At 61.8% G+C, this 17,190-nt stretch carries 27 protein-coding genes; 26 read left to right on the forward strand and 1 reads right to left on the reverse strand.

From position 1 onward, the window contains the following. Positions 1-9 precede the first annotated feature (9 nt). From rplB to rplQ, 24 genes are all read left to right on the forward strand, one after another. The gene (gene rplB / locus DOM66_RS18865; protein ID WP_110678677.1) at positions 10-837 is read left to right on the forward strand and encodes a 50S ribosomal protein L2; all 828 of its coding nucleotides are present in this window, start codon (positions 10-12) and stop codon (positions 835-837) included. A gap of 22 nt (positions 838-859) precedes the next feature. Next, the gene (gene rpsS, locus DOM66_RS18870; RefSeq protein WP_035470375.1) at positions 860-1,135 is read left to right on the forward strand and encodes a 30S ribosomal protein S19; all 276 of its coding nucleotides are present in this window, start codon (positions 860-862) and stop codon (positions 1,133-1,135) included. A 17-nt stretch (positions 1,136-1,152) separates the two neighbouring features. Further along, positions 1,153-1,485, forward strand: coding sequence for a 50S ribosomal protein L22 (rplV, locus tag DOM66_RS18875; RefSeq protein WP_035470378.1), 333 nt, complete (start codon positions 1,153-1,155; stop codon positions 1,483-1,485). Between the two features lie 11 nt (positions 1,486-1,496). Further along, a complete protein-coding gene (rpsC, locus tag DOM66_RS18880) occupies positions 1,497-2,198 on the forward strand; it encodes a 30S ribosomal protein S3 (RefSeq protein ID WP_035470380.1) in 702 nt (233 codons plus the stop codon). Between the two features lie 14 nt (positions 2,199-2,212). Continuing rightward, positions 2,213-2,626: a 50S ribosomal protein L16 gene (gene rplP / locus DOM66_RS18885; protein WP_035470382.1), complete on the forward strand. Its 414-nt coding sequence runs from the start codon at positions 2,213-2,215 to the stop codon at positions 2,624-2,626. Further along, positions 2,626-2,820, forward strand: a complete 195-nt coding sequence (gene rpmC, locus DOM66_RS18890; protein ID WP_035470384.1) for a 50S ribosomal protein L29 — start codon at positions 2,626-2,628, stop codon at positions 2,818-2,820. Before rplP ends, rpmC begins: the two co-directional genes overlap by 1 nt. Beyond that, positions 2,820-3,080, forward strand: coding sequence for a 30S ribosomal protein S17 (rpsQ, locus tag DOM66_RS18895; protein ID WP_035470386.1), 261 nt, complete (start codon positions 2,820-2,822; stop codon positions 3,078-3,080). The genes rpmC and rpsQ overlap by 1 nt, the downstream gene beginning before the upstream one ends. A gap of 53 nt (positions 3,081-3,133) precedes the next feature. Beyond that, entirely contained in the window at positions 3,134-3,505 is a 372-nt protein-coding gene (rplN, locus tag DOM66_RS18900) for a 50S ribosomal protein L14 (protein ID WP_035470387.1), read from the forward strand. Between the two features lie 14 nt (positions 3,506-3,519). After that, positions 3,520-3,837: a 50S ribosomal protein L24 gene (rplX, locus tag DOM66_RS18905; RefSeq protein WP_035470388.1), complete on the forward strand. Its 318-nt coding sequence runs from the start codon at positions 3,520-3,522 to the stop codon at positions 3,835-3,837. An 18-nt stretch (positions 3,838-3,855) separates the two neighbouring features. Continuing rightward, positions 3,856-4,395: a 50S ribosomal protein L5 gene (gene rplE, locus DOM66_RS18910; protein ID WP_035470389.1), complete on the forward strand. Its 540-nt coding sequence runs from the start codon at positions 3,856-3,858 to the stop codon at positions 4,393-4,395. 10 nt (positions 4,396-4,405) lie between these two features. Further along, a complete protein-coding gene (gene rpsN, locus DOM66_RS18915) occupies positions 4,406-4,711 on the forward strand; it encodes a 30S ribosomal protein S14 (protein WP_035470390.1) in 306 nt (101 codons plus the stop codon). A gap of 32 nt (positions 4,712-4,743) precedes the next feature. Then, positions 4,744-5,136 carry a 30S ribosomal protein S8 gene (gene rpsH, locus DOM66_RS18920; protein WP_035470391.1) on the forward strand — a complete coding sequence of 131 codons (393 nt, stop codon included), beginning with the start codon at positions 4,744-4,746 and terminating at the stop codon, positions 5,134-5,136. Positions 5,137-5,145: 9 nt separating this feature from the next. Beyond that, entirely contained in the window at positions 5,146-5,676 is a 531-nt protein-coding gene (rplF, locus tag DOM66_RS18925) for a 50S ribosomal protein L6 (RefSeq protein ID WP_110678676.1), read from the forward strand. A gap of 9 nt (positions 5,677-5,685) precedes the next feature. Beyond that, a complete protein-coding gene (gene rplR, locus DOM66_RS18930; protein WP_110678675.1) occupies positions 5,686-6,036 on the forward strand; it encodes a 50S ribosomal protein L18 in 351 nt (116 codons plus the stop codon). An 11-nt stretch (positions 6,037-6,047) separates the two neighbouring features. Further along, positions 6,048-6,548: a 30S ribosomal protein S5 gene (gene rpsE, locus DOM66_RS18935; RefSeq protein WP_035470394.1), complete on the forward strand. Its 501-nt coding sequence runs from the start codon at positions 6,048-6,050 to the stop codon at positions 6,546-6,548. 6 nt (positions 6,549-6,554) lie between these two features. Then, positions 6,555-6,737, forward strand: coding sequence for a 50S ribosomal protein L30 (gene rpmD / locus DOM66_RS18940; protein ID WP_110678674.1), 183 nt, complete (start codon positions 6,555-6,557; stop codon positions 6,735-6,737). Between the two features lie 3 nt (positions 6,738-6,740). After that, complete coding sequence (gene rplO, locus DOM66_RS18945; protein WP_110678673.1) at positions 6,741-7,175, forward strand: 50S ribosomal protein L15; 435 nt, start codon at positions 6,741-6,743, stop codon at positions 7,173-7,175. Beyond that, entirely contained in the window at positions 7,176-8,510 is a 1,335-nt protein-coding gene (gene secY, locus DOM66_RS18950) for a preprotein translocase subunit SecY (RefSeq protein ID WP_110678671.1), read from the forward strand. It abuts the gene before it with no gap. Positions 8,511-8,540: 30 nt separating this feature from the next. Beyond that, on the forward strand, positions 8,541-8,654 hold the full coding sequence (gene rpmJ / locus DOM66_RS18955) for a 50S ribosomal protein L36 (protein ID WP_031384759.1): 114 nt from the start codon (positions 8,541-8,543) through the stop codon (positions 8,652-8,654). Between the two features lie 124 nt (positions 8,655-8,778). After that, complete coding sequence (gene rpsM / locus DOM66_RS18960) at positions 8,779-9,135, forward strand: 30S ribosomal protein S13 (protein ID WP_035470398.1); 357 nt, start codon at positions 8,779-8,781, stop codon at positions 9,133-9,135. Positions 9,136-9,171: 36 nt separating this feature from the next. After that, on the forward strand, positions 9,172-9,558 hold the full coding sequence (gene rpsK, locus DOM66_RS18965) for a 30S ribosomal protein S11 (protein WP_009723883.1): 387 nt from the start codon (positions 9,172-9,174) through the stop codon (positions 9,556-9,558). 12 nt (positions 9,559-9,570) lie between these two features. Next, positions 9,571-10,191, forward strand: coding sequence for a 30S ribosomal protein S4 (gene rpsD / locus DOM66_RS18970; RefSeq protein ID WP_110678669.1), 621 nt, complete (start codon positions 9,571-9,573; stop codon positions 10,189-10,191). 79 nt (positions 10,192-10,270) lie between these two features. Further along, positions 10,271-11,269 (forward strand): DNA-directed RNA polymerase subunit alpha, encoded by a 999-nt coding sequence (locus DOM66_RS18975; protein WP_106418801.1) that lies wholly within the window; start codon positions 10,271-10,273, stop codon positions 11,267-11,269. A gap of 63 nt (positions 11,270-11,332) precedes the next feature. After that, the gene (gene rplQ / locus DOM66_RS18980; RefSeq protein WP_110678667.1) at positions 11,333-11,719 is read left to right on the forward strand and encodes a 50S ribosomal protein L17; all 387 of its coding nucleotides are present in this window, start codon (positions 11,333-11,335) and stop codon (positions 11,717-11,719) included. A 314-nt stretch (positions 11,720-12,033) separates the two neighbouring features. Here rplQ and uvrA read toward each other — a convergent pair whose 3' ends face one another. Beyond that, on the reverse strand, positions 12,034-14,892 hold the full coding sequence (gene uvrA / locus DOM66_RS18985) for an excinuclease ABC subunit UvrA (RefSeq protein WP_110678665.1): 2,859 nt from the start codon (positions 14,890-14,892) through the stop codon (positions 12,034-12,036). A 206-nt stretch (positions 14,893-15,098) separates the two neighbouring features. Between uvrA and DOM66_RS18990 the strand changes: the two genes are divergently transcribed. Both DOM66_RS18990 and DOM66_RS18995 read left to right on the forward strand, forming a co-directional pair. Continuing rightward, complete coding sequence (locus tag DOM66_RS18990) at positions 15,099-16,481, forward strand: MFS transporter (protein ID WP_188115221.1); 1,383 nt, start codon at positions 15,099-15,101, stop codon at positions 16,479-16,481. Between the two features lie 36 nt (positions 16,482-16,517). Next, complete coding sequence (locus DOM66_RS18995) at positions 16,518-17,129, forward strand: single-stranded DNA-binding protein (protein ID WP_110678661.1); 612 nt, start codon at positions 16,518-16,520, stop codon at positions 17,127-17,129. Positions 17,130-17,190 lie beyond the last annotated feature (61 nt).

Consider the following 17,190-nt stretch of genomic DNA (forward strand, 5'->3'; position numbering starts at 1 on the left):
GTACGGATCATGGCAGTAGTCAAGACAAAACCCACGTCCGCCGGTCGTCGTCACGTCGTCAAAGTCGTCAATGACGAGCTCCACAAGGGCCGTCCGTTCGCGGCGCTGACCGAGAAGCAGTCGAAATCCGGTGGTCGTAACAACAATGGCCGCATCACCACGCGTCACGTCGGTGGTGGCCATCGTCAGCATTATCGTCTGGTCGACTTCAAGCGCACCAAGGATGGCATCAACGCCGTCGTCGAGCGCATCGAGTACGACCCGAACCGTAGCGCCAACATCGCGCTGCTGAAGTACATGGACGGCGAGCGTCGTTACATCATCGCACCCAAAGGCCTGGTGGCCGGCGATGCGGTGGAGTCCGGCGTCAACGCATCCATCAAGCGTGGCAATGCGTTGCCGCTGCGTAACATCCCTGTCGGTTCCACGGTGCACTGCATCGAGCTGAAGCCGGGCAAGGGTGCGCAGATCGCACGTAGTGCCGGCGCCAGCGCTCAGCTGGTCGCCCGCGAAGGCAACTACGCGACCCTGCGTCTGCGCTCCGGCGAGATGCGTCGTGTACTGTCCGAGTGCCGCGCCACGCTGGGTGAAGTCGGTAACTCTGAGCACAGCCTGCGTCAACTGGGCAAAGCCGGTGCGAAGCGGTGGAGAGGGGTGCGCCCGACCGTTCGCGGTGTCGCGATGAACCCGGTGGATCACCCGCACGGTGGTGGTGAAGGCCGCACCAGCGGTGGTCGTCATCCGGTCAGCCCGTGGGGTATCCCCACCAAGGGCCACAAGACCCGCAAGAACAAGCGTACCGACAAGCTCATCGTTCGTCGCCGCAAGTCCAAGTAACAGACATTAAGAGGTAACGGCTGTGCCACGTTCACTGAAGAAAGGTCCCTTCATCGACCTTCATCTGTTGAAGAAGGTCGAAGTCGCCGCGGAAAAGAACGATCGCAAACCGATCAAGACCTGGTCGCGTCGTTCGATGATCCTGCCGAACATGGTCGGGCTCACCATCGCGGTACATAACGGTCGCCAGCACGTCCCGGTGCACGTCTCCGAGGAAATGGTCGGCCACAAGTTGGGCGAGTTCGCTGCTACCCGCACTTATCGCGGTCATGCGGCGGACAAGAAAGCCAAACGCTGAGCCAAGAGGATTAAGAGATGGAAGTCGCTGCTAAGTTGCGTGGCGCTAGCTTGTCCGCCCAGAAGGCCCGTTTGGTGGCTGACCAGGTGCGCGGTAAGCCGGTCGCCGAAGCGCTCGACGTGCTGACCTTCTCCCCCAAGAAGGCCGCCAAGCTGGTCAAGAAGGTGCTGCAGTCCGCGATTGCCAATGCGGAAGAAAACAACGGCATGGACATCGACGAGCTGCGTGTCTCGACCATCTGTGTCGATGAGGGCATGACGCTCAAGCGCATTCAGCCGCGCGCAAAAGGCCGGGCGGATCGCATTCTGAAGCGCACCTGCCACATCACCGTCAAGGTAGCCGAGAAGTAGGAGTCGACCAGATGGGTCAGAAAGTCAATCCAGTCGGGATTCGTCTCGGCATCGTGAAAGATCACTCGTCGGTCTGGTACGCAGAGCGCGGTGCCTATGCCGACAAGCTGAACAACGATCTGGAAGTGCGTCGCTTCCTCGAAGAGCGTTTGAAGAACGCCTCCGTGAGCCGCATTACCATCGAACGTCCGGCCAACAATGCCCGTATCACCATTCACACTGCCCGTCCGGGCATCGTGATTGGCAAGAAGGGTGAGGACGTCGATCGTCTGCGCCAGGATGTCACCCGCATGATGGGTGTGCCGGTGCACGTCAACATCGAAGAAGTCCGCAAGCCGGAACTCGACGCCGCTCTGGTCGCGCAGAACATCGCCGGTCAGCTCGAACGTCGCGTGATGTTCCGCCGTGCCATGAAGCGCTCCGTCCAGAACGCCATGCGTCTGGGTGCCGGCGGTATCAAGGTGCAGCTCTCCGGTCGCCTCGGTGGTGCCGAGATCGCGCGTACCGAATGGTACCGCGAAGGTCGCGTGCCGCTTCACACCCTGCGTGCCGACATCGATTACGCCACTTATGAAGCGCACACCACCTACGGCGTCATCGGCGTCAAGGTGTGGGTCTTCAAGGGCGAGATCCTCGGGGGCATCGAAGAGGTGCGTGCCAAGCAGAAGCAACAGGCTCAGGCACCTGCACCGAAGAAGAAAGGTTCCAGGTAAGGGGAGACTGATCGATGTTGCAACCCAAGCGTACAAAGTTCCGCAAGGTGCAGAAAGGTCGTAACCGTGGCCTGGCGCATCGCGGCAGCAAGGTGAGCTTTGGAGACTTCGGTCTCAAGGCCACCGATCGCGGTCGTATCACCGCACGTCAGATCGAAGCTGGTCGTCGTGCCATCACCCGTCACGTCAAGCGTGGTGGCAAGATCTGGATCCGCGTATTCCCGGACAAGCCGATTACCAACAAGCCCCTCGAGGTTCGTATGGGTAAAGGTAAGGGTTCCGTCGAGTACTGGGTGGCCCAGATCCAGCCGGGCAAGGTGCTCTACGAAATCGAAGGCGTCTCCGAGGAGCTGGCGCGTGAAGCGTTCTCCCTGGCGGCCCAGAAGATGCCCATCTCCACCACCTTTGTGAAACGGACGGTGATGTGATGAAAGCCAACGAAATGCGTGAAAAATCAGTCGATGCGCTGCAGGAGCAGCTCTTCGAACTGCTCAAGGAGCAGTTCAACCTGCGCATGCAGAAGGCCACCGGCCAGCTGAGCCAGACGCACCTGCTCAAGCAGGTTCGTCGCGACATCGCTCGCGTCAAGACTGTGCTCAACCAGAAGGCAGGTGACCAATAATGGCTGAAGCGAATAAAGCTCGGACGCTCACCGGCAAGGTCGTGAGCGACAAGATGGAAAAATCGATTGTCGTATTGATCGAGCGCCGCGAGCGTCATCCGATCTACGGCAAGTACATGAAGCGCTCCACCAAGCTGCACGCCCATGACGAGGCGAATCAGGCACGGACTGGCGACACGGTTTCCATTCAGGAATGCCGTCCGCTGTCCAAGAAGAAAGCCTGGACGTTGGTCGAGGTGGTCGAGCAGGCCAAGGGCTGAGCCCGACAGCGCCTTCTGAACCAGTGCAGTCAGATTAGGTTTGGAGAAAACCAATGATTCAGACTCAGACAATGCTGGATGTTGCCGACAACAGCGGCGCGCGCCGGGTGCAGTGCATCAAGGTGCTTGGCGGTTCCCACCGCCGTTACGCTCGCGTGGGTGATGTCATCAAAGTGACGGTCAAGGAAGCGATTCCGCGGGGCAAGGTCAAGAAAGGCCAGGTCCTCAAGGCCGTCGTGGTGCGTACGCGCAGCGGTGTTCGTCGTAACGACGGCTCGCTGATTCGCTTCGATGGAAATGCGGCGGTTCTGTTGAACAACACCAACGAACAGCCGATCGGTACCCGTATCTTCGGGCCGGTTACTCGTGAACTTCGTAACGAGAAGTTCATGAAGATCATTTCCTTGGCGCCCGAAGTGCTGTAAGGAGCGAGGCGGATATGCACAAGATCAAACGTGACGACGAAGTCATCGTCATCGCCGGCAAGGACAAGGGCAAGCGTGGCACGATCAAGCGCGTCCTCGAGAACGACCGTTATGTCGTTTCGGGCGTCAACATGATCAAGCGCCACACCAAGCCCAATCCGATGGCTGGCAACCCGGGGGGTATCGTCGAGCGTGAGGCTCCGATCCATGCGTCCAACGTGGCCATCTTCAACGCGGAGACCGGCAAGGCGGATCGCGTCGGCTTCCAAGTGCAGGAAGACGGTACCAAGGTACGTATCTACAAGTCGACGCAGAAGCAGATCGACGCCTAACGCGAGTCGGGTAGCAAAATGGCGAACTTGAAAGAACGTTATCAAAGCGAGGTCATGGCTAAACTGCAGGAGCAGTTCAGCTATGCCAACGTGATGCAGGTGCCCCGGATCACCAAAGTGACCCTCAACATGGGCATCGGCGAAGCGACCAGCGATAAAAAGCTGATCGAAAACGCCATCGGCGACCTGGAGAAGCTCTCCGGTCAGAAGCCGATGGTGACCAAAGCGCGCAAGTCCATCGCTGGCTTCAAGGTCCGCGAAGGCTGGCCGATCGGCGTCAAGGTGACCCTGCGCCGCGAGCGGATGTGGGACTTCCTGGATCGCCTGGTCAACATCGCGATCCCCCGCGTGCGTGACTTCCGTGGTCTGAACCCGAAGTCTTTCGACGGCCGCGGCAACTACTCGATGGGCGTCCGTGAGCAGATCATCTTCCCGGAGATCGAATATGATAAGATCGACCGGATCCGTGGTCTGGACGTAACCATCACGACCAGCGCCAACACCGACGAAGAAGGTCGTGCGCTGCTCAGCGCGCTGAACTTCCCGTTCAAGCAATAAGGGTGGATTCATGGCAAAGAAAAGCATGATTGAGCGTGAGCTCAAGCGCGCGAAGCTGGTCGACAAATACGCCGCCAAGCGTGCCGCGCTCAAGAGCGTGATCTACGACGTCAACGCTTCTGACGAAGAGCGCTTCGACGCTCAGCTGAAGCTGCAGCAACTGCCGCGCGACTCCAGCAAGGTTCGTGCCCGCAACCGCTGCCGCATTACCGGTCGTCCGCACGGTTACTACAACAAGTTCGGTCTGGCCCGTAACAAGCTGCGCGAAGCTGCCATGCGTGGCGATGTCCCTGGACTGAAGAAGTCCAGCTGGTAAGCCACGTCGAGGAATTCAGGAGCGCAATGTAAATGAGCATGCAAGATACTCTGGCGGATATGTGTACCCGTATCCGCAATGCGCAGATGGCCACCAAGGAGACGGTCACCATGCCGTCTTCCAAGCTCAAGACGGAAGTGGCCCGCGTACTCAAGCAGGAAGGCTACATTACCGACTTCGCGGTCTCCGAAGGCGCCAAGCCCGAGCTGACCGTGACCCTCAAGTACTTCGAGGGCAAGCCGGTCATCGAGCACCTCCAGCGTGTGTCCAAGCCGTCACTGCGGATCTACAAGGGCAAGAGTGCCATGCCCAAGGTCGCAGACGGTCTGGGTATCGCGATCGTCACCACCTCTCAGGGTGTCATGACCGATCGCGCCGCACGCCAGGCGGGTGTCGGTGGTGAAGTCATCTGCACCGTATTCTAGGAGTGAGAAATGTCTCGCGTAGCCAAGTATCCGGTTAAACTGCCCAGCGGCGTCGAGGTCAAGTTCGACGGCGACCAGCTGTCCGTCAAGGGCGGCCAGGGCACGCTAGAACTGACCGTCCATCCCGACGTGAAGGTCGCCGAGGAAGACGGTCAACTGACCTTTGTTCCCAGTGAGCAGGCCAAGAGCTGGGCCATGGTCGGCACGACTCGTGCCCTGGTCCAGAACATGGTCACCGGCGCCTCCGAGGGTTTCACTCGGTCGCTGGAAATCAATGGCGTCGGCTATCGTGCCCAGGCAAATGGCCAGACGCTGAATCTGACACTCGGTTTCTCCCACCCGATCGACTACACGCTGCCTGAAGGTGTCACGGCCGAAACGCCGAAGAACACCATCATCGTGCTGAAAAGCGCGGACAAGCAGAAGCTCGGCCAGGTGGCTGCGGAAATTCGCGCCTTCCGTCCGCCGGAGCCCTACAAGGGCAAAGGTATTCGGTACGGCGACGAACAAGTCCGCCGCAAAGAAGCCAAGAAGAAGTAAGGCAGGGTTATGAACGCGAAGAAAGAATCTCGTCTCCGTCGTGCCCGCCGCGCGCGCGCCAAGATCCGCGATCTGGGTGTGAACCGTCTGTGCGTCAACCGCACCCCGCGTCACATCTATGCGCAGATTATCTCGCCGGACGGCGGCAAAGTGCTGGCCAGCGCGTCCACGCTCGACAAGAGCCTGCGCGAAGGTTCGACCGGTAACGCCGATGCGGCTGCCAAAGTGGGTGCTCTCATCGCTGAGCGCGCCAAGGATGCCGGCATCTCTCAGGTTGCCTTCGATCGCGCTGGTTTCAAATACCACGGGCGTGTCAAGGCGTTGGCGGATGCCGCACGCGAAGGCGGTCTGCAATTCTAAAGGGTTTTACGATGGCGAATAACGAACAGAAGGGCGGTGATCTGCAAGAGAAGTTGGTGCAGGTCAACCGCGTCGCCAAGGTGGTCAAAGGTGGTCGTATCTTCGGCTTCACCGCGCTGACCGTCGTTGGCGATGGCAACGGCCGGGTCGGTTTCGGTCGTGGCAAGGCGCGTGAAGTGCCGGTCGCGATCCAGAAAGCCATGGACCAGGCGCGTCGCAACATGGTCAAGGTCAGCCTCAGCGGCAGCACGCTGCAGTACCCGGTTCGCGCCCGTCACGGCGCGTCCAAGGTCTTCATGCAGCCGGCTTCCGAAGGTACCGGCATCATCGCTGGCGGCGCCATGCGCTCCGTCCTCGAGCTGGCTGGTGTCCATGACGTTCTGGCCAAGTGCTATGGCTCCACCAACCCGGTGAACGTCGTGCGTGCCACCATCAAGGGGCTCGCATCCATGCAGTCTCCGGAAGACATCGCCGCCAAGCGTGGCCTGTCTGTCGAAGAACTGGCGGGGTAAGCAACCATGGCAGAGACGATCAAAATCACTCAGACCCGCAGCACTATCGGTGTCCTGCAGAAGCACAAGTCGACGATGAAGGGCCTCGGCCTGCGTCGCATTGGGCACTCGGTCGAGCTGGAAGACACCCCCGCCGTTCGCGGCATGATCAACAAGGTTCGTTACCTTGTTCGAATCGAGGGAGAGTAATCCATGAAACTCAACAGCTTAAGCCCGGCTCCGGGTTCCAAGCACGCTGAGAAGCGCGTCGGGCGCGGCATCGGCTCCGGTCTGGGCAAGACCGGTGGCCGTGGCCACAAAGGTCTGAAGTCGCGTTCCGGCGGCTCGGTCAAGCCCGGTTTCGAAGGCGGTCAGATGCCGCTGCAGCGACGTCTGCCGAAGTTCGGCTTCACCTCGGCCAAGTCGCTGGTGTCCGAAGAAGTTCGCCTCGGCGAACTGGCCAAGGTCGAAGGCGACGTCGCCGATCTCGCCAGCCTGAAGAAGGCCAACGTGCTCAAGAACGCAACCGAGCACGCCAAGGTCATCCTCTCCGGCGAGCTGACCAAGGCGATTACCGTGCGTGGCCTCAAGGTCACCAAAGGTGCACGCGCTGCGATCGAAGCGGCCGGTGGCAAGGTAGAGGACTAAATGGCTAAGTCAGGAAACGTGCCGGCGAACATGGGTAGTGGCCTCAGCGAGCTGTGGGCGCGCCTGCGTTTCGTCTTCATCGCGATCGTGGTGTACCGCATCGGTGCCCACATTCCCGTACCCGGCATCGATCCTGACCAGCTGGCTGCCCTGTTTCGGGAGAACCAGGGCACCATCCTCGGCATGTTCAACATGTTCTCGGGTGGTGCGCTGCAGCGCATGAGTATCTTCGCGCTGGGGATCATGCCGTACATCTCCGCGTCGATCATCATGCAGCTTCTGACCGCGGTATCGCCTCAGCTCGAAGCGCTGAAGAAGGAAGGCGAAGCCGGGCGCCGGAAGATCAACCAGTACACCCGCTACGGCACGGTGCTACTGGCGTTGATCCAGGCGAGCGGCATGTCAGTTGGTCTGGTCAGTCAGGGCGTCGCCTACACCGGCGGCATCAGTTTCTACTTCACCGCCGTCGTCACCTTCGTGGCCGGGGCCGTGTTCCTGATGTGGCTGGGCGAGCAGATCACCGAGAAGGGGATCGGCAACGGTATCTCGCTGATCATTTTCTCCGGGATCGTGGCCGGACTGCCCAGTGCGATCGGTCAGTCGTTCGAGCTGGCGCGCAACGATGGCGCCTGGAACGTGCTGCCGCTGCTCGCGCTGTCACTGCTGGCCGTCGCGACCGTGGCCTTCGTGGTGTTCATCGAGCGCGGCCAGCGCCGCATCACGGTGAACTATCCGCGGCGCCAGGTCGGCAACAAGATGTATGCCGGTCAGAGCAGCTATCTGCCGCTGAAGGTCAACATGGCGGGCGTGATTCCGCCGATCTTCGCGTCCAGCATTCTGCTGTTCCCGGGCTCCATCGGTCAGTGGCTGGGTCAGAGCGACGGCTTCGAGTGGCTGCAGGTCGCCTCGCAGCAGCTCTCCCCAGGGGCACCCCTGTACATCATCCTGTTTGCGGCGGCAGTGCTGTTCTTCTGCTTCTTCTATACGGCGTTGGTGTTCAACCCCAAGGATGTCGCCGACAACCTCAAGAAGTCGGGCGCTTTCCTGCCGGGGATCCGTCCGGGTGAGCAGACCGCGCGCTACGTCGACAAGGTGATGACACGGCTGACCCTGTTCGGGGCGCTCTACATCACGCTGGTGTCGCTGATGCCGCAGTTCCTGGTGGTGGCCTGGCAGGTGCCGTTCTACTTCGGCGGTACGTCGTTGCTGATCGTGGTCGTGGTGATCATGGACTTCATGGCCCAGGTTCAATCGCACCTGATGTCTCACCAGTACGAGTCGGTGATGAAGAAATCGAACCTGAAGGGCTACGGTAGCGGCGGCGTGATGCGCTGAGCCTCCGCGAGAGAGCATTTGGAGAGAACGATGAAAGTTCGAGCTTCTGTAAAGAAAATGTGCCGTAACTGCAAGATCATTCGGCGCAACGGCGCGGTCCGTGTCATCTGCACGGAACCGCGTCACAAGCAGCGCCAGGGTTGATCCCCTAGCTGCAACGAAAGCGGGCCATGGCATGCCCCTTGCCTCAAGAGAGGTAAAGGGGTATGCTATTGCGCCCTTTGTGGACGACTAAACGAGCAAGCCGCTCAACATTCGGAGTAAGCTGATGGCCCGTATTGCAGGCGTCAATATCCCGGACAACAAGCATGCGGCGATCTCGCTGACCTACATCTTCGGGATTGGCCGCACTCGCGCACAGGCGATCTGTGCCGCGGCCGGTATTGCACCGACGACCAAGATTCAGGAACTGTCTGGCGAAGAGCTCGACATCCTGCGTACCGAAGTCGGTAAGTACACCGTAGAAGGCGACCTTCGCCGTGACGTGACGCTGAACATCAAGCGTCTCATGGATCTGGGTTGCTATCGTGGTCTGCGCCATCGTCGTGGTCTTCCGCTGCGTGGTCAGCGTACCAAGACCAATGCGCGTACCCGTAAGGGACCGCGTAAACCGATTCGTAAATAATTAACGTTTCGACGTTAACTATCAGGAAACATCAACATGGCTAACCCGCGTAGTAACCGTAAAAAGGTTAAAAAGCAGGTCGTGGACGCCGTCGCGCACATCCACGCCTCTTTTAACAATACGATCGTGACGATCACAGACCGCCAGGGCAACGCTCTCTCTTGGGCGACTGCCGGTGGTTCGGGTTTTCGTGGTTCTCGCAAGAGCACCCCGTTCGCAGCTCAAGTAGCGAGTGAACGTGCAGCGACCGCTGCAGCCGAGTATGGTGTGAAAAACGTCGACGTGCTGGTCAAGGGCCCCGGCCCGGGCCGTGAGTCTGCCGTGCGTGCACTCAACGCCGCCGGCTTCCGTGTGCAGAGCATTACTGACGCGACGCCTATCCCGCATAACGGGTGCCGTCCGCCGAAGAAACGCCGCGTTTAAGGAGAACGACTCATGGCTCGTTATCTAGGACCCAAGTGCAAACTGTCTCGTCGTGAGGGTACCGACCTCTTCCTCAAGAGCGGTGTCACCCCCTTCGAGAAGAAGTGCAAATCCGAGCAGATCCCGGGTGTGCACGGCCAGCGCCGTCAGCGTCTTTCCGACTACGGCTTGCAGCTTCGCGAGAAGCAGAAAGTACGTCGTATCTACGGCGTGCTCGAAAACCAGTTCCGCAACTACTACAAAGAAGCCGCGCGCCTGAAAGGGGCAACCGGTGAAGTGTTGTTGCAGCTGCTGGAATCCCGGCTGGACAACGTGGTTTACCGCATGGGCTTCGGCTCCACGCGCAGTGAATCGCGTCAGCTGGTGAGCCACAAGGCGATTGCGGTCAACGGCCGTACCGTCAACGTGGCTTCCTATCAGGTGCGTCCTGGCGACGTCGTGTCTGTGCGTGAGAAGGCCAAGAACCAGGCCCGTATCCAGCAGGCGCTGTCCATCGCCGCCAACCGTGGCGACGTTAACTGGATCGACGTCGACGCGAAGAAGATGGAAGGCACTTTCAAGGCTGTCCCGGAACGCGGCGACCTGTCTGCCGACATCAACGAAAACCTGATCGTCGAGCTGTACTCCAAGTGAGGCCTGAGTTCGGACCGCCACGGCGGTCCGAACCGGCTGGAGTACCGATATTCGTTAGGCAGCCTGAGAAGGTGTTCATATGCAGCGTTCAGTGACAGAGTTTCTCCGTCCCCGCGACATCAAGGTCGAAGAAGTCAGTGCGAATCACGCCAAGATCGTGCTGGAACCCTTCGAGCGTGGTTTCGGCCATACCCTGGGGAATGCGCTGCGTCGCATCCTGCTCTCTTCGATGCCCGGCTGTGCCGTGGTCGAAGCGGAAATCGACGGCGTGCTGCATGAATACAGCGCCATCGAAGGTGTTCAGGAAGACGTCATCGAGATTCTTCTGAATCTCAAGGACGTGGCCATCAAGATGCATGGTCGCGACGAGGCGCTCCTCACCCTGAACAAGCAGGGCCCGGGCATCATGACCGCAGGCGATATCGCCGTCGACCACGACGTCGAGATCGTCAATCCGGATCATGTGATCGCGCACCTCAACGACGGCAGCGATCTCAAGATGCAGCTGAAAGTCGTGCGGGGCCGCGGTTACGAGCCCGCCGACGTGCGGCTCTCCGACGAGGACGAATCCCGTGCCATCGGTCGTCTGCAGCTGGATGCGACCTTCAGCCCGGTTCGTCGCGTGTCCTACGCGGTCGAAGCAGCGCGTGTCGAACAGCGCACCGACCTCGATAAGCTGGTCATCGATCTCGAAACTGACGGCACCTTGGACCCCGAAGAAGCGATTCGTCGTAGTGCGACCATCCTTCAGGAACAGCTGGCCGCCTTCGTCGATCTCGAAGCTGACCGAGAGCAGGAAGTCGAAGAGGAAGAGGATCAGATCGATCCGATCCTGCTGCGCCCCGTGGACGATCTCGAACTCACGGTTCGTAGCGCCAACTGCTTGAAGGCCGAGAATATTTACTACATTGGCGATTTGATTCAGCGCACGGAAGTCGAGCTGCTCAAGACGCCGAACCTTGGCAAAAAGTCCTTGAACGAAATCAAGGACGTGTTGGCTTCGCGCGGTCTTTCTCTCGGGATGCGGCTGGAAAACTGGCCGCCGGCGAGTCTGAAGGACGACAAGGCTTCCGCCTGAGGCTTGCCCTCGGCGGTGCCGGAGTGCCGACTCGAATCACCAGTTTGGTAAGGAATAGCAATCATGCGTCATCGTAAGAGTGGTCGTCATCTGAATCGGACCAGCTCGCATCGGCACGCCATGTTCAAGAACATGTGCACCTCGCTGGTCGAGCATGAAGTGATCAAGACTACCCTGCCCAAGGCCAAGGAGCTGCGTCGTCATATCGAGCCGCTGATCACCCTGGCCAAGCAGGACAGCGTGGCGAATCGCCGTCTGGCATTCAGCCGCACTCGCTCCAAGGAAGCCGTCGGCAAGCTCTTCAACGAGCTTGGCCCGCGTTACGCCAATCGCCCGGGCGGTTACGTCCGTGTGCTCAAGTGCGGTTTCCGCGCTGGCGACAACGCGCCGATGGCCTACGTCGAGCTGGTCGATCGTCCGGCCGTTCAGGAAGCTGCTGGCGACGAGTAAGTCGCCCGCGTTTCCGCCGAACGGCACCAAAGCCGGCTGTCCGAGTGATCGGGCAGCCGGCTTTCTTTTTGTCCAAAAAACGGCTGTTCAAAAATCGGTCGTCCAAAAACCGGTTGCCCACAAACCGGCTGCCCAAAAGGGGGATGCCGGCAGTCAGGTGTCCGCAGGCTGGATGTCTGTCACTCGGGAGGGCAGACCGGTCTCTTCAGGCACGGCCTCCTCCAGGCGTGCCCCTGTGTACGGCTGGCAGGGTGGCAGGCTGGTGGTGTGCCACGCTACCCGCGGAAGCGCCCGCAGGCGCCTCCGGCGGGCGCTCAGGCGCGCTTGGCCTTGCCCTTGCTCGCCTTGGGTGACGGCAGCAGCGGGGCCAGGAAGCGTCCGGTGTGGGAATGTTCCTGGGCTGCCACCTGCTCCGGGGTACCCTCGGCGATGATCCGCCCGCCGCCGGACCCACCTTCGGGGCCGAGATCGATCAGCCAGTCGGCGGTCTTGATCACATCCAGGTTGTGCTCGATCACCACCACGGTGTTGCCGTGGTCGCGCAGGCGGTGGAGCACGCCGAGCAGCTGGCGAATATCTTCGAAGTGCAGCCCGGTGGTGGGCTCGTCGAGGATATAGAGCGTCTGCCCGGTATCGCGCTTGGCCAGCTCGCGAGCCAGCTTGACCCGCTGCGCCTCGCCACCGGAGAGGGTGGTCGCGCTTTGTCCCAGGCGCACGTAGGAGAGCCCCACGTCCATCAAAGTCTGCAGACGACGGGCGATCGCCGGCACCGGACTGAAGAACTCGAGCGCCTCTTCGATGGTCATCTCCAGCACTTCGTGGATGTTCTTGCCCTTGTACTGAATCTCCAGCGTCTCGCGGTTGTAGCGCTTGCCCTTGCACACGTCGCAGGGAACGTAGATATCCGGCAGGAAGTGCATCTCCACCTTGATCATGCCCTCGCCCTGGCAGGCCTCGCAGCGTCCGCCCTTGACGTTGAAGCTGAAGCGGCCTGGCTTGTAGCCACGGGCGCGCGCCTCCTGGGTGCCCGAGAAGAGCTCGCGAATCGGGGTGAAGATCCCGGTATAGGTGGCCGGGTTGGAGCGTGGCGTACGCCCGATCGGGCTCTGATCGATGTCGATGATCTTGTCGAGCTGGTCGAGCCCCTCGATGCTGCGGTAGGGGGCCGGCGACAGCGTGGTGGCACGATTGAGCTCGCGTGCGGCGATCGGCATCAGGGTCGAGTTGATCAGCGTCGACTTGCCCGAGCCGGAGACCCCGGTGACGCAGACGAACAGGCCCAGCGGCAGCGTCAGGTCGACGTCGTGCAGGTTGTTGCCACTGGCGCCGGTGAGCCGCAGCTGCTTCTCCGGATTGCCCGGAATCCGGTGCGGTGGTACCTCGATACGGCGCTTGCCGGAAAGATACTGCCCGGTCAGCGAGTGGGAGGCGGCTTCGATCTGCTTGGGCGTGCCCTGGGCGACGATGGTGCCGCCATGCACGCCGGCGCCGGGACCGATATCGAGCACGTGGTCAGCGGCGCGAATGGCGTCCTCGTCGTGCTCGACCACGATCACCGTGTTGCCCAGGTCGCGCAGCCGGGTGAGGGTGCGCAGCAGGCGGTCGTTGTCGCGCTGGTGCAGCCCGATCGAGGGCTCGTCGAGGATGTACATCACCCCCACCAGGCCGGCGCCGATCTGGCTCGCCAGACGGATCCGTTGAGCCTCGCCGCCGGAGAGCGTGTCGGCGCTGCGCTCCAGGGTCAGGTAGTCGAGGCCGACATTGACCAGAAACTCCAGGCGGGCATGGATCTCGTGGACGATCTTGGTCGCGATCTCGCCTTTGCGGCCCGGCAGGCTCAGCTCGCGGAAGTAGTTCCAGGCGTCGCCCACCGGCATGTGCGTGATCTCGGGCAGATTGCGCGAGTCGACAAAGACATGGCGCGCCTCGCGCTTGAGGCGGCTGCCGTCACAGCTGGGGCAGGGACGCACCGCCAGGTACTTGGCCAGATCGTCGCGGACCATCGACGACTCGGTTTCGCGGTAGCGCCGCTCCAGGTTGGGCAGCACGCCCTCGAAGGGGTGTTCGCGGGTCACCTTGCGTCCACGATCGTTGACGTAGCTGAAAGCGATGTCGTCGTTGCCGCTGCCATGGAGCACGATCTCGCGCTCGTGTCGGGCGAGCGCCTCCCAGGGCGTGTCTAGGGTAAAGCGGTAGTGCTCGGCGACCGCCTGCAGCTGGCTGAAGTAGTAGATGCTGCGCCGGTCCCAGCCCTTGATCGCGCCCTCGGCCAGCGACAGCTCCGGGTGGCTGATCAGCTTGTCCGGATCGAAGTACTGGCGCACGCCGAGGCCGTCGCAGGTGGGGCAGGCGCCGGCCGGGTTGTTGAACGAGAACAGCCGCGGTTCCAGTTCGGCCAGCGAGTAGCCGCAGATGGGGCAGGCGAAGCGTGAAGAGAACGCCAGATCCTCCTGCTCGCCATCCATGAAGTGGATGATGGCGGTACCGTCGGCCAGATTGAGCGCGGTCTCGAAGGATTCGGCCAGACGCTGCTGCAGATCCGTACGCACCTTGATACGGTCGACCACCACGCTGATATCGTGCTTGCGCTTCTTGTCCAGCGTCGGCAGGTCGTCGAGCTCGACGGTCTCGCCGTCGACCACGGCGCGTACGAACCCCTGGGCGCGCAGCTCGCCGAGCAGTTGCTGATGCTCACCCTTGCGCCCCTTGATCACCGGCGCCAGCAGCATCAGGCGGCTGCCTTCGGGCAGTGCCAGCACCTGGTCGACCATCTGCGATACCGTCTGCGCCTCCAGCTCCTCGCCGTGGTCAGGACAGCGCGGCGTGCCAGCGCGGGCGAACAGCAGGCGCAGGTAGTCGTAGATCTCGGTGATGGTGCCGACGGTGGAGCGTGGGTTGTGCGAGGTCGACTTCTGCTCGATCGAGATCGCCGGCGACAGCCCCTCGATATGGTCGACGTCGGGTTTCTCCATCATCGACAGGAATTGCCGCGCATAGGTGGAGAGTGACTCCACGTAGCGGCGCTGGCCCTCGGCATAGAGGGTATCGAAAGCCAGCGAGGACTTGCCCGACCCGGACAGGCCGGTGACCACGATCAGTTTGTCACGTGGCAGTTCGACATCGATATCCTTCAGGTTATGGGTACGCGCACCCCTGACCAGAATGCTGTCCATGACTACCTCGTGCAGCGAAGCGGGAAACGACCAGTATAGCAGTCTGTCGGCCTCGACCGGTCGCTGCGGTAACGACGAAGACGATGGGCTGACGCTGACGCCGCGTCTGGCGCCGCCTGGCGCTTTCACTCGACACGGGCGAGGCGTAAAATGGGGGGTTCCCTCATTCATCCTCGCTTCTGCCGAGTTCACCAGCCGTGACTTCCATGACATCTCGTTTTCTCGTTACCGAACGGCGCGCCATCGTGGGGCTGGCCAGCCTCTATGCCTCGCGCATGCTGGGGCTGTTCATGGTCCTGCCGATCCTGGCGCTCTACGCCGACCATCTCGACGGCGCCACCCCCTTTCTCGTCGGCCTGGCCCTGGGCGGCTACGGCCTGACCCAGGCGATCCTGCAGATTCCCTTCGGCCTGCTCTCCGACCGGCTCGGACGCAAGGTGGTGATCGCCGGCGGCCTGCTGCTGTTCATTATCGGCAGTGTCGTGGCGGCCAACGCCACCTCGATCTATGTCGTCATCATCGGTCGCTGCCTGCAGGGCAGTGGCGCGGTCGCCGGCGCCATCATGGCGCTGCTCGCCGACCAGACCCGCGAGGAGATCCGCACCGCGGCGATGGCCACCATCGGTCTGTCGATCGGTGTCGCCTTCGGTGTGGCCATGGTGGTGGGGCCACTGGTCGCCGACATCGGGGGGCTGTCCGGGGTGTTCTGGTTCACTGCGGCGCTCTCCGCCTGCGGCCTGCTGATCCTGTGGAAGCTGGTGCCCAAGGCGCCACGCCGCATGGCCCATCGCGATGTCGGGCTCGATCGGCGCCAGCTGCGTGCCACCCTGATGCAGGGTGATCTGCTGCGGCTCGATTTCTCGATCTTCGCCCTGCACCTGATCCTGACCGCCTGCTTCGTCGCGCTGCCGTTCCAGCTCGAGGCCCTGGGCTTCGCCCCGGCGCATCATGGTTGGGTCTATCTGCCGGTAATGGCACTGGCTTTCGTGGCCATGGTGCCGCTGGTGATCGTGGCCGAGAAGTATCGCAAGATGAAGCCGGTGTTCGTCGGCGCCGTGGCGGCCATGACCCTGATCCTGCTGGGGTTCAGCGAGCTGGGGAGCGATCGCATCGCGCTGCTGGCGCTGCTGTGGGGCTTCTTCGTGGTGTTCAATCTGCTCGAGGCCACGCTGCCCTCGATGATCAGCAAGCTGGCGCCGGCCGGGGCCAAGGGCACCGCCATGGGGGTCTACTCCACCAGTCAGTTCCTCGGCGCCTTTTTGGGCGGCACCCTGGGCGGGGCGCTGTCCCAGGGGCTGGGTATCCACAGTGTGTTCCTCGGCGCTGCAGTGGTCGGGGCGATCTGGCTGGCGGTGGTGTGGAGGATGCCCGCGCCGCGCCACCTGTCGAGCGAAATCGTACCGCTGGACGCGCAATCCATGGGCATGCTCGATACACTGCTCGAGCGTTTCGCCTCGGTCGCCGGGGTCGAGGACGTAATGGTCGTGCCCGAAGAGCGCGTCGCTTATCTCAAGGTCGACCGCCAGCGCCTGGACGCCGAGGCGCTGGCCCGTATCACCGGCAATCAATGGCAACGAACCGACGCCTGAGGGCGTCGTAAACGCAGGTAAGGCAAGGAGACAACGATGGCCCGAGGTGTGAACAAAGTCATCCTGATCGGCAACCTGGGACAGGATCCGGAAGTCCGCTTCCTGCCGTCGGGCAATCCGGTGTGCAACCTGCGCATCGCGACCACCGATACCTGGACCGACCGTCAGAGCGGCCAGCGTCAGGAGCGTACCGAGTGGCACAGTGTGGTGCTGTTCAACAAGCTGGCGGAGATCGCCCAGCAGTACGTCAAGAAGGGCTCGCGGATCTATATCGAAGGGCGCCTGCAGACCCGCAAGTGGCAGGGTCAGGATGGCCAGGATCGCTACTCCACCGAGATCGTCGGCAACGACATGCAGATGCTCGACTCGCGCAGCGGTCAGGGCGGTGGTGACTACGCCCAGAGCCAGTATGGTGGTGCGCCGCAGCAGCAGCCCCAGGGTGGCTATGGCCAGCAGCAGCCCGCCCCGGCCCAGCAGGGCGGCTATGGTCAGCAGCAGCCGGCGCCTGCCCAGCAGGGCAGCTACGGCAACCAGCCTCAGCGTCCGCCGCAGAACCAGCCGGCGCCGCAGCCCAACCAGCAGAACGCCAACTACGGCGCGCCGAATCCGGGCAGCTTTGACGATTTCGACGACGAAATCCCGTTCTGATTCGCCCGCGCGGCAGGTGATGACCCCGCCGAGGCGGGGTTTTTTGTGGGCGCCGTCCCTG

This window comes from Salinicola endophyticus (genome assembly GCF_003206575.1).
Lineage (GTDB): Bacteria > Pseudomonadota > Gammaproteobacteria > Pseudomonadales > Halomonadaceae > Salinicola > Salinicola endophyticus.